14 protein-coding genes and 1 riboswitch are annotated in these 15,454 nt (G+C 33.8%); all 14 genes read right to left on the reverse strand.

What is annotated here, in order from left to right:
- Positions 1 to 205: 205 nt before the first annotated feature.
- The 14 genes from BMY18_RS15220 to trpC all read right to left on the reverse strand — a co-directional run bounded on the left by BMY18_RS15220 (position 206) and on the right by trpC (position 15,420).
- On the reverse strand, positions 206 to 481 hold the full coding sequence (locus BMY18_RS15220) for a hypothetical protein (RefSeq protein WP_092455580.1): 276 nt from the start codon (positions 479 to 481) through the stop codon (positions 206 to 208).
- Between the two features lie 275 nt (positions 482 to 756).
- On the reverse strand, positions 757 to 1,491 hold the full coding sequence (locus tag BMY18_RS15225) for an ECF transporter S component (protein ID WP_092455583.1): 735 nt from the start codon (positions 1,489 to 1,491) through the stop codon (positions 757 to 759).
- A gap of 151 nt (positions 1,492 to 1,642) precedes the next feature.
- Positions 1,643 to 1,807, reverse strand: a riboswitch (FMN riboswitch).
- Between the two features lie 129 nt (positions 1,808 to 1,936).
- Entirely contained in the window at positions 1,937 to 3,115 is a 1,179-nt protein-coding gene (locus BMY18_RS15230) for an aminotransferase class I/II-fold pyridoxal phosphate-dependent enzyme (RefSeq protein ID WP_092455585.1), read from the reverse strand.
- Between the two features lie 208 nt (positions 3,116 to 3,323).
- Positions 3,324 to 3,941, reverse strand: a complete 618-nt coding sequence (locus BMY18_RS15235; RefSeq protein ID WP_139197305.1) for a hypothetical protein — start codon at positions 3,939 to 3,941, stop codon at positions 3,324 to 3,326.
- Positions 3,942 to 3,985: 44 nt separating this feature from the next.
- Positions 3,986 to 4,831, reverse strand: a complete 846-nt coding sequence (locus BMY18_RS15240) for a hypothetical protein (RefSeq protein WP_092455589.1) — start codon at positions 4,829 to 4,831, stop codon at positions 3,986 to 3,988.
- A gap of 116 nt (positions 4,832 to 4,947) precedes the next feature.
- Positions 4,948 to 6,996 carry a methyl-accepting chemotaxis protein gene (locus BMY18_RS15245; RefSeq protein ID WP_092455591.1) on the reverse strand — a complete coding sequence of 683 codons (2,049 nt, stop codon included), beginning with the start codon at positions 6,994 to 6,996 and terminating at the stop codon, positions 4,948 to 4,950.
- Positions 6,997 to 7,163: 167 nt separating this feature from the next.
- Positions 7,164 to 7,709, reverse strand: coding sequence for a biotin transporter BioY (locus tag BMY18_RS15250; protein WP_092455593.1), 546 nt, complete (start codon positions 7,707 to 7,709; stop codon positions 7,164 to 7,166).
- A 221-nt stretch (positions 7,710 to 7,930) separates the two neighbouring features.
- Positions 7,931 to 9,379 (reverse strand): DEAD/DEAH box helicase, encoded by a 1,449-nt coding sequence (locus BMY18_RS15255; RefSeq protein WP_092455595.1) that lies wholly within the window; start codon positions 9,377 to 9,379, stop codon positions 7,931 to 7,933.
- Positions 9,380 to 9,419: 40 nt separating this feature from the next.
- The gene (locus BMY18_RS15260) at positions 9,420 to 10,352 is read right to left on the reverse strand and encodes a ComEC/Rec2 family competence protein (RefSeq protein WP_092455596.1); all 933 of its coding nucleotides are present in this window, start codon (positions 10,350 to 10,352) and stop codon (positions 9,420 to 9,422) included.
- 79 nt (positions 10,353 to 10,431) lie between these two features.
- On the reverse strand, positions 10,432 to 11,526 hold the full coding sequence (gene aroF / locus BMY18_RS15265) for a 3-deoxy-7-phosphoheptulonate synthase (RefSeq protein ID WP_092455598.1): 1,095 nt from the start codon (positions 11,524 to 11,526) through the stop codon (positions 10,432 to 10,434).
- A 243-nt stretch (positions 11,527 to 11,769) separates the two neighbouring features.
- Positions 11,770 to 12,567: a tryptophan synthase subunit alpha gene (gene trpA, locus BMY18_RS15270; RefSeq protein ID WP_092455600.1), complete on the reverse strand. Its 798-nt coding sequence runs from the start codon at positions 12,565 to 12,567 to the stop codon at positions 11,770 to 11,772.
- On the reverse strand, positions 12,567 to 13,751 hold the full coding sequence (trpB, locus tag BMY18_RS15275) for a tryptophan synthase subunit beta (protein ID WP_092455602.1): 1,185 nt from the start codon (positions 13,749 to 13,751) through the stop codon (positions 12,567 to 12,569). The genes trpA and trpB overlap by 1 nt, the downstream gene beginning before the upstream one ends.
- Before the next feature lie 108 nt (positions 13,752 to 13,859).
- Positions 13,860 to 14,498 (reverse strand): phosphoribosylanthranilate isomerase, encoded by a 639-nt coding sequence (locus BMY18_RS15280; RefSeq protein WP_092455604.1) that lies wholly within the window; start codon positions 14,496 to 14,498, stop codon positions 13,860 to 13,862.
- Positions 14,499 to 14,631: 133 nt separating this feature from the next.
- A complete protein-coding gene (gene trpC, locus BMY18_RS15285) occupies positions 14,632 to 15,420 on the reverse strand; it encodes an indole-3-glycerol phosphate synthase TrpC (RefSeq protein ID WP_092455805.1) in 789 nt (262 codons plus the stop codon).
- Positions 15,421 to 15,454: the final 34 nt, after the last annotated feature.

Genomic DNA, 15,454 nt, shown 5'->3' on the forward strand with positions numbered 1-15,454 from the left:
TAAAGTACGCACTTTTTTCACAATAAATAAAGCTTGGAGTTCCCTGTTTATGGGGCTTCCAAGCTTTTTACTCTTCTCTAACTGTCAAACGTGAGGATATATTTCAGCAAAGTGAAAGTCTTTTCACAAAACTTTCATTAAAAACAAAAAACTCACAAAATTAATCTTTGTAAGTTTTTATTTACTGTGCCAATATGGGCAAATCTTATCTTGTTTGCGCTTGAATTGTACCTCCAAATACGGTTGCCAATTCTTCTGTTTTTTTATTAATATCAGTTTTTAGTTCATTTATGCCGTTACTCGCTTTGGTTTCGAATTCATTTATACCTTTGCTAGTATTCGTAATCACTTCACTGGCTGAGCCACGGATTCCACTACTTGCTTTATTACCATCATCAGTATCTTTTTTACCACAACCAGTCATTGCTCCAACGCACATGATTAAAATGGCACTAAGTAATAAAAATTTTGCTTTTACCATAACTATTCTCCTTTGAAAATTAACTTCTCAATTTATTATGAACAATTACTTGATTCTTATGCGGAGGAAAAAGATAAAGTTTGCTAGTTCAAGGGGAAAAAGACAAAGTTTGCTAGTTCAGTTGACTTCGTCAAGATTCACTTGCAAACTTTGTCTTTTTCCTTGGGCTCAGTACCTTAAAGTAAAAGAGTAAAGCAAAAGCCAAAGTTCAAATTATAAAACGAAAAGAAAAATGTAAAACAAAATTAAAATATTAAAAAAATTAAATAAATGTACTAGTTTTTGATTATTTTGCTGACGTATTTGTATAACACGCCTGTCGCGATAGCAACTAATGTACCTTTTAATATGTTAAATGGTGCGACTGCTAATGCTACGAAAGAAAATACATTTGTAATGTTACTATTTACAGCGGTACCTGCTGCAATCAGGTATTCCATTGGTATTCCATATAATTCTGCATACTTTGGAAGCAGATAAAATGCATTCAATAAACATCCAGCAATTACGAGTACTGCAGTACCAACTATCATACCAATAATAGCGCTTTTCTTGGTTTTCTTGAATAAGTATATTGTTGCTGCAGGAACTACATAAAAACATCCTAATATGAAATTTGCAAAATCACCCACGAATACTGTTGTAGTACCTTTGATTACTAGGTGAAGGAGAACTTTAACGCCTTCTATAACAACACCTGCTGCTGGTCCAAACATAAATGCACCTATCAGCACTGGTATTTCACTTGCATCTATCTTATAAAAGTCCGGTACAAATGGAATCGGGAATTCAAAGAACATTAGGATAAATGCCAACGCTGAGAGCATTGCAATCACTGTCATTCTGTTGATTCTTGTCTTTGCCTGGTTGAATTTAACACCCGTCTTTTTCTCAATTAATTTCTCACTTAATTTTGCGATAGCATATACTGCTACCATAATTATTATTGATATTAATATAAATATCACATTGTCCTTCACTTGCTCAAATAACTTTCCTAAATTCATCATTTCTTTTCCTCCATAAATTTATTTTTTGCAAGCAGCTTATTTTTAATACATTTAATTTTAATCAACTTTTACAGCAAAAAGCCCTATATCTGTAAAAGACATAGGGCATAATAATAAAAGTTGGCGTCAAATAAAACATACATTACGCATGCTTACACTTCTTTCATCCAGACTATACTGTCGGTACGAGATTCTCACTCATTCGGCCTCTCTAAAGGTTCGTGGACTAATACTGTACTGCATATTTCACAATCAGTAATTACCACCGGTCAAGAATTAACAGTTTTTACTGTTTCACTTTGCCCTGAAGGTTGGAGTACTCAAACTCACTCTTCGCTATTAAATTATTGATGCTTGCGATAAATTACTTACCACATTTTTATAAATTTATCACAAATATATAAATGTGTCAACCATTAGTATCCTCTGCAACGCGTTTCCAGTATCATCTACATTGCGTTTCTTTCAACCAATTTCCAATAATTTCTACGATTTCATTCATTATTTCCACTGGTTGCACTAATGCAAATCGAACAAAGCCCTCTCCAAGTGAACCAAACGAATTACCTGGTGTACATATAACGCCTGTGTTTTCCAACAAATCCATACAAAACTTTTCTGAACTTGTGTATCCACTTGGAAGTGGTGCCCATACAAACATGGTGCCGCAAGAATTTGGGACATTCCAGCCAATACTTCTAAACCCGCCACAAAGCGCATCTCTTCTATCCTGATACCTTTTCAGATTAATTGCCAAAATATCTTGAGGACCATCGAGTGCTGCAATTGCTGCCTTTTGTACCAAATAACTAGCTCCATAGTCAAACTGTGACCGAATGGTTTTGAATTTTTCAATGACTTGTGCATTTCCTAATGCAAAGGAAATCCTAAGCCCTGTCAAATTGTAAGATTTTGAAAGTGAATTGAACTCAATTCCAACTTCCATCGCCCCTTCGACAGACAGAAATGAAAACCCTTTTTTTCCATCATATATGATTTCGGAGTATGCATTATCATTTACAATTAAGATATTATACTTCTTTGCAAATGCTACTAATTTCTCATAGAATTCAATTGGTGCGCAGGTACATGTTGGATTTAGAGGATATGAAACAACCATCATCTTTGCTTTTCTGGCGATTTCTTCTGGAATTTCATCTAAATCGGGAATGAAATTATGTTCCCTATTTAGATTATAGTATTCAATCTTTGCTCCATTTAAATATGGCCCAACTTCAAATATTGGATATCCAGGATTTGGAACTAATACAATATCGCCCTCATTACAGATTGTTAAGCCAATATGTGCCATTCCTTCTTGAGTACCTGGCACAGACAGGATCTCGTTGTCCATTAATTTAACATCAAACCGTCTTGCATACCATCTTTTCACAGAATCAATCATCTCCTGCGAGTCCTCTAGTGCATACTTGTAGTTTTCTGGATTAAGAGCTGCCTTAGAAACCACTTCCATCACATGTTTATCTGGTTCAAAATCTGGTGTTCCAACTGATAGATTATATACTTTCATGCCAGTATCAACCATCTCTTTTTTCTTATCATTTAAAATCTTAAATATATTAGGTTGAAAGCTTTCTGCCTTATCTGAAAAATGAAACTGCATTTTTATATCTCCTCTTATCTCATTATTATTTAAATTTTGTATTATTCACCTTATTTTATTATCAATATTTTGCGCCTTAATCAATGTATTTTATTTACAATATTTGATAATATTAGCATAATAAGATTTTAATTGCAATTTGTAATGATTTTGATTCAATAAAAAAAGTACAAAGATTATTCATCCCAATACCTTTCCAAAAAACTTTCTATTTATTGGTTATTTCTTTTAACTTCTTATCTGCTAATTTTATTTTTTCTTCTCTATTATTTGTACGATTCAGAATTCTGATTTTTTCTTTTTCTGATGAGCTATCTTTTAAATCATTATTATAGTTGTGTAGTTTTCGCTGCCCAGACCGTATCTTTTTTTCATAAATTCTAATTTTATTATCTTCATGATGACTTCTTTTAGATGCTAATAAAGGAGAATTTATGATCACTTCTTCCATTTTTTCTACTTTATCAAGAAGTCCCTTCTTCTCTGGCATATTTTCCGGAAGATTTTCTAATGATTCTTTTATTTCATCTAAATTATTTAGTCTGTGCTCAAGCTCATCGGTGATATTTTCTACCAACGATTCAATATGCTCAAGAACTTCTCCAGTCGCCTTATTGTAGCTTTTGCCAATAATAATTGTAGATATGGCAAGTACAATTGACGAGACACTGGCAACAAAAGTAATTAGATCAATGTTTCTCTCGTTTTTTGATAAGATATAATATGTAATCAATGCCACTATGATAATAATGCTAATTATCCAAAGGTATCTCTTTTTCTTATTCCAATTTTGATCCATTTTTTTATTTGATTGTTTATCATTCAATTTATTGCATCTTCCTTCCATAATCTATAATTTTAAAATCGTTATCAAATCACAGCCACCAGAAGGATCAGAATGTAACCAATTGAAAATACCATAATAGAGATTTTAAATACCTTGTGTTCAAAAATAGGGTATCTTGGAAATAATTTTAATTCACCTGTTATAAACTGCTTATTTAATTTAATTCCAATAATAATTTCACTAAATAGGTACCCCAATAACGGTGCTAAAATGCTTACATATATAAAATAGTTGCTGTTATTTGAATGATCAAAAAATCGTATGATTATAGTAGTTATTATAATGCTTAGATAGCTAATTGCTAACTGAAATTTGTAATTGTGATAAACTCGTTCCCAACTTCCATCTGCAAACACTGCAGTTTTAAAGAATGAAAACAATTTCTTTTCATTGTAGACTTGCGACATTTCTCTCTCATCCAATTTTTCCTTCAGTTCGTAGATGAAATCTCCAATATGTTCGAGAACTACGGTCAATCGAATATTGCCTCCCTTATAGACGATTTTTATCCAGCCACCCGTGTACTTAATTGAAGGAAATGCAAGTTTCTTAATGTCTTCATATGGAATGATAATCTGCTTCTTAGCCGTATTATAAACAATCGCTTCATCTGTGAGCGTTATATTGATAGACTGAAACTGTTTATATAGGAAATGATAGAAAAATCCCGCCTCCAACAATACACAGAAAAACATAATTAGAATAACAATACCAAAAACATATGGTACATAGCTATTCATTTTCTCATGATTTGTAAATATTAATCCAAATGTCATAATGAAAATTCCCAAAAATATAAGCATTACTATCCTAACAAAAGATTTAAACGGCGCTCTTAGATGTTTCCGATAGACAAAAGTCTGATTCATATTAATTCCCCCTTATGGTGATTCGTTAATAACTATAATAAAATCTAGTTTTTTATAAAATTAACTTTACCATATTTTAGGTTGAAATCCAATCACTTTCACTAATTAATACAAGCTTACAGTTTAAAATTTCCTACAACTTTATTTAAATCTTTAGAAACATCTTCATTTATAACGACCATTTCTGATACCTGTTGAATAACTGTTGATACTTGGTTTACAACTTCCATTATCATACTACTATTTTGTGCAGTATTTTGTGATGATTCAGAAATTGTTGATACGGCATCTGTTACTTCTACCATTATTTTTTCGATACTCTCTGCCATAACTGCAATTTTTCTAGAAAAATCCTCAAGATCGTTTGCATCTGTTCCATATTGTTTCGATACATCTACAAATATCTCATAATCAGGTGTCACTGTATCTAGAACAAATCCTAGCAATTCCTTCGAGTCATTCATTAAATTCATAAATGCTGATTCTATACTACCCGTTATATTTTTAATTTTATTTACTGTGGTTGATGTTTGACTAGCCAGTTTTCCTATCTCCCCCGCAACGACTGCGAATCCTCTTCCCTGCTCTCCAGCTCTCGCCGCTTCTATTTTAGCATTGAGTGAAAGCAAGTTGATTTGTTCGGCTATTTCAGAAATTGTCTCTGCCAATTCATTTACAGATGACACTATTTTCGCATTTTCCATACTTGATTTTAATTTCACTTGATAAGAACTTGTTAATGATAAAGCACTGTCATATGATTTCTCACTATTTATTTGAATATCACTGGCTCTGTGTTTGATTGCATCTGCCATTGAGGCGCTTTTTACTGTTTCATCAGCAAGTAACGATATCAGACTGGTTACATTCTCAGCCGATGCACTAACTTCTTCTGTTGATGCACTTGTTGAAATCATATCTTCATTTACTATTTTGATTATATGTTTGATTTTTATAAATTCATCTTTTAATATTTCTGTTGATTCATTTAGTTTAAAGCTTGAATTTTCAATGTTTTCTGAATGAATAGAAATCGTTTTGATTACATCCTTATTACTTGAATACATATGATTCATGGATGTACTCATCTGACCAATTTCATCCTTTGAAACCACATTTAGAGGATTGATTGTGAAATCACCATATGCTAATTTTAATGCGAATTCATTTATTTTTTTGAGATTTCTTGATACATATTTAACTTGTATTAGTACTGCTATTATAGATAAAAGTACTGCTACTACTGAAACGATTATTAATTCATATGTAAGTTTATTGACAGGGGCCATTAATTCACTATTTGAAATTTTAATCACTAATTTCCAATTTAATGAATCTACATTCATATAATACAAATTATATCTTGTTCCATTTTCATAATAATACCCTGTACCACTATCTGAGGCGATTATATTTTTGCCCATGTCAGCGAGTGATGTGTTCGGCTCATTTATAATATTGAGATTCATTACCTTTGAAGAATCGCTGTCACATATATAAGTTCCATCTTTCGTTAAGAGTGATGACACTCCACTTCCACCAACAACAATTTGAGATACAATATTTTGTATTGAATCAAGTTTGGTATCGACAGTAACAACGCCTATAAATTTTTTATCTGGATCAAGGATTGGAACACTGCAGGTAATCATCGATGTTTTTAACGTTTCATCATAGATAGGATCTGTATAAAATGTTTCTCCTTTTGAGATTTTTGCATTCGTATACCAATCATATTTAAAATAGTTATATTCTAAGTTACTATATTCATAAGTCACTTTCGTGCTCGTTCCATTTTTATATACGTAAGGTCCTATAAATTGAAAATCCGGATTAAAAACATAAGGTTCAAACCAGATACCAGTTCCCGTTGATATCTCATTATTTACTACTTGTGCTTTCAACATTGTTTCATATTGAGAAATCTTTGTACTTTTGTAAGTATATGCAACGGAAGATGCAATGGATTTTGCTGTAGTATCCAAACTATCCAGTTGCATCCTGATGTTATTTATTTCAGATTGAAGTCTTGCCTCCATTTGTTTTTGTATTTCAGATTCTATAATCGCTTTGCTGGAAGAATAGCTTACGAATGTGAGTAAAAACATTGCAACTATTATAATCGGTAAAATCAAACATAACATTCTTGTTCCAATTTTTTTCATCTACAGTTCCCTTTCATTTTATCTTATTTTTCGTGTAGTTATTTGTTCTACTTTTGGCATATAATTGGAAATAAAAAAATACGCATATTTAATATAAAATATGCGTGTAAAAACTATATATAATTATGCCTAATGCTATGTAAAATCAAATAAATATATTAAATTAATTAGATTAATATATGTGCCCTAACTAATTGCTTTCTAATAATAGGACCAATTATGACAGCACAAGCAATTTTTACTATATCCAACGGAATAAAAGGAATTACACAAATAACAGCTGCTGCATGAAAAGATACGTTTTGTTGATATGCAAACCATACTGTACCAAACGCATATAAAACAACGGTTCCAAGTAACATCCCAATTACATACATATAAATTTTCCCACGAAATTTATCGATAAATATACCACTAATAATCGCTAAAAACACAAATCCAATTAAGTAGCCTCCGGTTGGTCCAAATAATCTATCAGGGCCACCTCTAAATCCAGAGAATACGGGAATTCCAACATATCCTATTAATAGATAAATCAAACAACTGATTGTTCCCATTTTCCACCCAAGTATTATTACAGTTATCAGTATTATCAAGTTCGTCAGTGAAATTGGTACTAAACCAATCGGGATTGAAAATGGTCCTATAATGCAAATTATTGCTGTCATTACACCTATCAGTGCTATTTTGTAAATACTAATTTTCTTTTCCATTCATTTTTCTCACATTCTGTATGTATTTATTTTCTTATAATTATAATACCGTCATTCCATATTGTCAACCTTTTTTATGATTAGGTTAACATTAAACCTTTATACTATTTGGTTATTATAAAAAAACAAAATAAGCCAATTAATATTTAGTTCAATACTCTAAATATTAATTGGCTTATTAAATTAAAAAGATGATATCACCCTAACTGGATAGGATTAAATTATCCCTGTGTAATCCTAACGTTTCTAAGCTTTCCTTTAATCGTTTTTTCTTGCAATGCATCAAGCACAGTTTTACCTTTACCATTTAGAATCTCAACATAAGTTAAGCTATCTCTAACATCAATAATACCAATATCTTCTGCCTCAACCCCGTCCAGACTGCATACTGTTCCTACAATATCGACTGCACGCATTTTGGCTTTTTTGCCACCACTGACTGAAATACGTGTAATTGTCTTATTAAATCCAGCACCTTTTTTAGCTCTTAATACTGGCTTTTCGTTCTGTCTATCCCAAAATGCTTTTTCTTCCTTTGATTCTTTCAAATCTTTTCTACTTGGAACTTCGGCATCTTTAATATGCATGTGAATATATTCTTCTACCATATCGCGCATACTTTTATCATAATTCGTAATAAGGCTGATGGCTTTTCCCGAATTACCATTTCTTCCGGTTCTTCCTATACGATGAACATATGCTTCTTTTCCAGTAGGAAAATCATAATTAAATACATGTGTCAGATTTTCAAAATCAATTCCTCTTGCTGCAACTTCTGTTGCAATCAAACAGCGAAATCTTCCTTCTCTGAAGCCTTCAATTGTTTTAATTCTATCACTCTGATCTATTTCACCGTGAATGATACCACTTTTAACTCCATCTTTCTTGAGCATTCGAGACAGTACATTTACCATATCCCTTGTGCCGCAAAACACCATACAACTTTCTGGATTTTCCTTGATTAATATAGATAAAAATGCATCATACTTTTTGTCACCAGTGACTTCATATATGGTCTGATCTACTTCATCCACCGTTTCTGTTTCTGACTCTATTGTGATTGTTTCAGGATTCGTCATGTATTTTTCAATAAGATTTTCAAGACTTTCACCCAAGGTTGCTGAAAAGAGCATAATTACCCTTTTCGATGGAATCTTTTCAATAATTTTACTCACTTCATCAATAAATCCCATATCAAGCATCAAATCAGCCTCATCAATTACAAGGTATTTTATTTTGCTCAAATCGAGCGATCCACGGCGAACATGATCCATCACACGTCCTGGTGTTCCTACTACAATATGTGTTTTCTGCTTTAACGTCTGAATTTGCTTGTCAATTGGAAATCCTCCAAACACATCTGCTACTTTGAGTCGTTTATTTCGTCCTATATTAAAGATTTCCTGTTTTACTTGCACAGTAAGTTCCCTTGATGGCTCTAACACCAACGCTACTGGAGAATTTTCTGACCAGTCTGCGAGTTCACAAAGTGGTATTGCAAATGCCGCTGTTTTTCCACTTCCTGTCTGGGATTTTGCAACGATATCCCTTCCCTGCAATGCAAATGGAATCACTTGTTTTTGAATATCGGTTGGTTCCGTATATCCTAATATTGTAAGTGCATCCACAATTTCACTTGTTATGTTGTATTCGCTAAATTGGTTTTTCATTTAAATCCTCATCTTCTAATTTCTTTTCTTATTTGATTGATTACTGAGTAACAATCATGTTTTTTCCATCACTTGTAACAGTAATCTCACCTTTTCTTGTAAGATATACCTTGGTTCCCATAGATTCTAATAGATTAACTGTCGACGGATCTTCTGTAAGTTTATCTGAGCTTGTTATCACTGCATACTTCGCCGCAACTAGGCTAAATAGATCTGGCAGAGACGTCTGATAAAAGCCATGATATGGCACTTTTAAAAATGTATGTGCAAGGTTTCCCTGGGCAATCATTTCCTGAATCCTTGCATTTTCAGCATCTCCAGTAAACAGAAAACTATTCTCACCATGAACAACACTCGTTACAAGTGACGAATTATTACTATCTTTCACTGCATAAGTCGTTTCTTGTGGTGGATATATAGTATATTCGACGCTATCGAGCGTAAATTTCATTGTTTCCCTTAAGGTAACTGGTATAATTTTCTTTTTTTCAAGTATTTCAATATATTGGCTATAATCATCGTTAACTTTGGGGCAATCACTCTGAATCACATTCTTTACAGTCAGTTTCTTAAGGACCGTATCTGCACCGCCTACATGATCTTGATCAAAATGTGTAATTATAAGATAGTCAATCGAATCGATATTTTGCTGTTTCAAATATGAAACGATTTCAGAACCTTCATCATCCTCACCTGTATCAATAAGCACTGTGCTGTTTTGCGTTCTTAAAATAATCGCATCTGCTTTTCCTGCATTCAAGCATATTACTTTAAATATTCCAAGATTTCCATTTTCACCTGATACATTTGAAGTACTCAAAGTGCTAGTGGTGTCTGGACTATTCGAAGTTTCTGAACTCATCGAAGTGCTCGATGCATTTCTACAGCCAAATACGCCAACTGATAGTATAGCACACATTAATAAAATAAATATTTTTTTAATATTATTTTGTTTTTTCATAATTGTATACATATTAACCTCTTAATTTAAAATGAATGTATTTTCTTCCTCATTCTATTTTTTAACATTGTATATCATCACGTTATACTTATCAAGTACCAAGTATTTTACCTTCAAATTCCACTCTTCTCTTCACTTCAAACATCAGATTGTCAAATTGCGCCAAATCTAGTGATTGTGCCCCATCACACAAAGCGTTTGCTGGATCATTGTGTGTCTCAATCATTAGGCCGTCTGCACCTGCTGCAATTGCCGCCTTTGAAAGTGGCGCTACGAGTGAGCGAATACCTGCAGCGTGACTTGGATCTATTATAATTGGAAGATGGGAAATCTTTTTAAGCAATGGAACCGCTGATATATCAAGCGTATTTCTAGTCATTGTTTCAATTGTACGCATGCCGCGTTCACAAAGGATAACATTTTCATTTCCACCAGCCATTATATATTCTGCACTCATAAGAAACTCTTCAATGGTATTGCAAAGCCCTCTTTTCAGTAAAATAGGCTTCTTGATTTTGCCTATTTCTTTTAGCAGGTCATAATTTTGCATATTTCTAGCTCCAATTTGAATTACATCAACATCCTCAAAGTCATCCAATTGAGAAATGTTAGTCAACTCAGATACGATTGGCAACCCAGTTTCTTGTTTTGCAATAGAAAGTAATTTCAAACCATCCATTTCCAAACCTTGAAAAGAGTATGGAGAAGAACGTGGCTTATAAGCTCCACCACGAAGTAATGTTGCCCCACTTAGCTTCACAGCCCTTGCCACTTTAATAATCTGATCCTCACTCTCAACCGAACAAGGCCCACTAATTACCTGAAATATACCTTCCCCAAATATCTGATTACCAACTATCTTATTACCACCTTTATTATTCCCTACTGTCTGATTACCTGCTATCTTATTACCAACTATTTTTTCTCCAACCATAACCATAGTATCATCTGGATGAAATGCCCTACTCGCAAGCTTATATGGCTCAGTAATCCGCTTTCCATAACTTACAATATCATTATTTTCAACAATATCATCCACATCGAGTATCTTCGTATTTCCAACCAGCCCCACAACAGTTCTTTCCGTCCCGGAACTAATCATCGGCGTAAAGCCCATCTTCTCAAACTTCTGCGTAAATTCATTTATCTTTTTTTCGGACACTCCTGGATGCAATACAAACATCATACCACCCCACCACTCTTTCTATCAAAATTTTAAGAAAATAATTAACTAGCAATGATTACACTAAACTTAATTTTTCAATTGCCTGGTTTTCATCTGAATATTTTACTGTTGAGTTCTTCTTTAATTATAAAGCATATTTCCTTTTTTGGGCTTTTCTGTTTTTCAAACCGGCAAAAAAAAGAAAAGTTTGCAGGTGAATTTTGACGAAGTCAACTGAACCTGAAAGCTTTTCTTTTTTTGCCCCTATGCGTTCAATTCCCTCTTAAACGTAGTAACATACTCCTTCGCCACATTTACATCAAAGTTATTTTCCTCTAGCAACCGAATAAATGCTGATCCAACAATCGCTCCATCAATCTCATCCCTCAGTGGCAATACATCTGCTGCCGTTTTGATACCAAATCCCATCATAATTGGAATTTTTGAGATACTCTTAACATTAGCTAAATATTCCTTAATGTCTTTGTGAAAATTTGCGCCGTTACCGGTAACGCCCATCTGGGATACACAGTATACAAAGCCCCTAGCATTTTCAAGAAGCATTGGAATCCTTTGTTTTGAAACTGGTGCAACTAATTGGATCAGTATAGGTGCGTCTTCAACCTTCTTAAGTGCATCTTGTAGATATCCTTGTTCTTCAAATGGAAGATCTGGGATAATCAGGCCATCTACACCTATGGCAGCACATTTTGCTGCAAATTTATCAAGTCCGTAATATGAAATTGTGTTGTAGTACATCATAAATACGATAGGAACATTTGAGCTCTTGCGAGCTGTTTCTATGGTATCAAATGTATTTCTTAAATTCGTTCCGTTTTGGATTGAACGAAATGAAGCATCTTGAATGACTGGTCCATCGGCTACTGGATCCGAAAATGGTACGCCAATTTCGATGATGTCAACTCCAGCTTCATCTTGTGCAATGATTAGTTCTATCGTTTTTTCTAGTGTTGGAAGACCTGCTGTCACATATGTGATTAATGCTTTTTTATTGTCTTTTTGTAATTGTGCTAATCTGGTTTCAATTCTATTTTCGCTCATTATTTATTAGTCTCCTCTCCCTTAAGATATGCTGCGACTGTCTGTACATCCTTGTCTCCACGGCCTGATAAGCAAATGATTAGGATTTGATCTTCAGTCATTTCTTTTGTTATCTTTGGTATATATGCAAGCGCATGTGCGCTTTCGATTGCTGGGATAATCCCCTCCATTTTGCAAAGCTCAAGAAGTGCAGTCATGGCCTCATCATCAGTCACATTTACATATTGAACTCTTCCAGTATCTCTAAGGTATGCATGTTCTGGACCTACCCCTGGATAATCAAGTCCTGCTGAAATTGAATGAGCAAGTTCTACATTACCGTCTTCATCTTGCAATAGATATGAACGCATTCCGTGAAGTACACCTGGACGTCCAAGTGCCATTGCACTCGCATGTTTTCCTGTCTCTACGCCAAGTCCACCGGCTTCAACACCGATTAATTTAACTTCTTTATCATTGATAAATTCTGCAAACATTCCGATTGCATTTGAACCACCACCAACGCATGCCATTACAACATCTGGAAGTCTTCCTTCTTTTTCAAGAACCTGTTTTCTAGCTTCAACACTGATAATTTTCTGGAATTCTTTCACCATCTTAGGATATGGATATGGCCCTAATGCTGAACCAATGATGTAACAGGTATCTTCTGCACGTTCTGCCCATGTTCGAATTGCTTCATTTGTTGCATCCTTAAGTGTTCTGCTACCTGATTTGACACATACAACCTTAGCTCCAAGCATTTCCATACGAAATACATTGAGTTCTTGTCTTTTCATATCTTCTTCGCCCATGAAAATAGTACATTCCATGTCAAATAATGCTGCTCCAGTAGCAGTAGCAACACCATGCTGTCCTGCACCAGTTTCTGCGAGTACTTTTGTCTTTCCCATTCTCCTTGCAAGAAGTAACTGGCCGATTACATTATTGATTTTATGTGCTCCTGTGTGGTTGAGATCTTCTCTTTTCAGATATATCTTAGTTCCATATTTTGCGCTAAGCTTCTCCGCCAAATACAAAGGATTTTCACGTCCCACATACTCTTTCATATAATAATCGTAATCCGAAATAAATAACGGATCTATGATTGCCTTCTCAAAATTATCTTCTAACTCATGAAGTGTATTCATAAGTGACTCGGACACGAACTGTCCACCAAATTCTCCATAATAACTATTACTCATAATTTCCTCCATTCTGCTGCAACTACGGCAGTAAATTAATAAAAATAGTATTTTTTATTAATTATAAATTTATCTTAATAAACTACAATATTACATAATCACGTAATATCATTTCGTTTGAACTACTGCGTTAATAAATGCTTTTATTCTTTCAGGATCTTTTCCAGCTTTTCCTTCATCCAAATACTCAACTCCAGAACTAACATCAACGATATCTGGTGAAACTTCTTTTATTCCATCAGCCACATTGCTTTCATCAAGTCCTCCGGCAAGAATGATTAATTTATCTTTCTTATCAAATTTCTTTAAAAGACTCCAGTCAAACTTCTTCCCTCCGCCAGGTACTTTGCCATCAAATAAAATTCCTTTTATCTTCGGTTGATCTATCAAATTCTCTTTCACTAAATCAGAGGAAAGGTTATACGCTCTAAAAATTGGTATGGTTGCATTTGTAACAACCTCGTCTTTTAGTTCCCCATGTATTTGAATGATATCAAATCCTAATTTCTGAATGATTTTTAGCTGCTCAAGCGTTGGCGAAACTGTGACTGCTACTTTCTCTATTATAATACCATTTTTTTCGAGTTCTTTTAAGGCTGAAATAATTGGTTTGGCAGTTTCTGGAGAGTTATTTCTTCGACTCTTTTCATAAAACATAACGATTCCGGCGTATTTTACATTACGATCTGCAAGGAATTCAACTTCTGCTGGATTCGTGAGTCCGCAGATTTTAATTTTTGTATCCATGATTTTCCTCCTTCATTGTTTTGTCTTTATTTCGGATTTTCAACATATTATCTCCATTTTGGGGAAGAGATATGGGACTTTTACGGTTTCATCATAATAATATTTATTAGGTGTTTTTGTGTTTGAGTAAAATCTATTCTTTTACGTTGTAAATACTTCTCCAGCTATGTGCTAATTCCTCAGGATTTTCCGATTCCATAAATGCGGTTCCAATTAGTAATGCATTTACATTACTCTCTTTTAGAATTATAACATCATTTTCAGTTGTTACACCACTTTCAGACACTAAAATCTTACCCTCAGACACCATCTCAACCAGTTTTTTGGTAGTATCAAGTGATACCACAAAAGTCTTAAGATTTCTATTATTGATTCCTATTATTTGCACATCCATATCAAGCATTCTTCGCATTTCCGCTTCATCGTGCACTTCACATAAAACGTCAAGTCCAAGACTATAGGCAAGGTCATATAAATGTTTAAATGTGACATCATCCAGTATGGCCGCAATCAAAAGGATTGCATCTGCACCAATCACCTTTGCTTCATATACTTGATAATCATCAATGATAAAATCCTTTCTAATAATTGGAAGTGGCGTAATATCCCTTATTTGCACAAGATAGTCTGCACTTCCTTGAAAAAAGTCCTCCTCTGTAAGTACCGAAATTGCATTTACGGAGGCATTATATTTGTCAATCCTATCAATAAGCTCTATTTTACTATCCATAATTCCATGGCTAGGTGACGCTTTCTTAAATTCACCTATAATTGAGAGACCATCTTTTGCAAGCGCATCATAGAAACTAATTGATTTTCTATTAGATGCTAACGCCATTTCTTTCATTTTATCTTCCCCAATATTCGCCTTATGCTCTAGAAATTTCTTTTTCTTCGCTGCTACAATATCATCTAGTATCATATAAATCCACCCTTTCAAGGAATATTTTTTTAAT

It is taken from the genome of [Clostridium] fimetarium, assembly GCF_900111235.1.
In the GTDB taxonomy this organism is placed as follows: domain Bacteria; phylum Bacillota; class Clostridia; order Lachnospirales; family Lachnospiraceae; genus Clostridium_N; species Clostridium_N fimetarium.

Coding starts and splice junctions, on each gene's coding strand:
- BMY18_RS15255 (WP_092455595.1), bottom strand. CDS start 9,379: ATGAAAAACCAATTTAGCGAATACAACATAACAAGTGAAATTGTGGAT.
- BMY18_RS15230 (WP_092455585.1), bottom strand. CDS start 3,115: ATGCAGTTTCATTTTTCAGATAAGGCAGAAAGCTTTCAACCTAATATA.
- aroF (WP_092455598.1), bottom strand. CDS start 11,526: ATGATGTTTGTATTGCATCCAGGAGTGTCCGAAAAAAAGATAAATGAA.
- BMY18_RS15245 (WP_092455591.1), bottom strand. CDS start 6,996: ATGAAAAAAATTGGAACAAGAATGTTATGTTTGATTTTACCGATTATA.
- BMY18_RS15250 (WP_092455593.1), bottom strand. CDS start 7,709: ATGGAAAAGAAAATTAGTATTTACAAAATAGCACTGATAGGTGTAATG.
- BMY18_RS15240 (WP_092455589.1), bottom strand. CDS start 4,831: ATGAATCAGACTTTTGTCTATCGGAAACATCTAAGAGCGCCGTTTAAA.
- BMY18_RS15220 (WP_092455580.1), bottom strand. CDS start 481: ATGGTAAAAGCAAAATTTTTATTACTTAGTGCCATTTTAATCATGTGC.
- BMY18_RS15280 (WP_092455604.1), bottom strand. CDS start 14,498: ATGGATACAAAAATTAAAATCTGCGGACTCACGAATCCAGCAGAAGTT.
- BMY18_RS15260 (WP_092455596.1), bottom strand. CDS start 10,352: ATGTATACAATTATGAAAAAACAAAATAATATTAAAAAAATATTTATT.
- trpC (WP_092455805.1), bottom strand. CDS start 15,420: ATGATACTAGATGATATTGTAGCAGCGAAGAAAAAGAAATTTCTAGAG.
- trpA (WP_092455600.1), bottom strand. CDS start 12,567: ATGAGCGAAAATAGAATTGAAACCAGATTAGCACAATTACAAAAAGAC.
- BMY18_RS15225 (WP_092455583.1), bottom strand. CDS start 1,491: ATGATGAATTTAGGAAAGTTATTTGAGCAAGTGAAGGACAATGTGATA.
- trpB (WP_092455602.1), bottom strand. CDS start 13,751: ATGAGTAATAGTTATTATGGAGAATTTGGTGGACAGTTCGTGTCCGAG.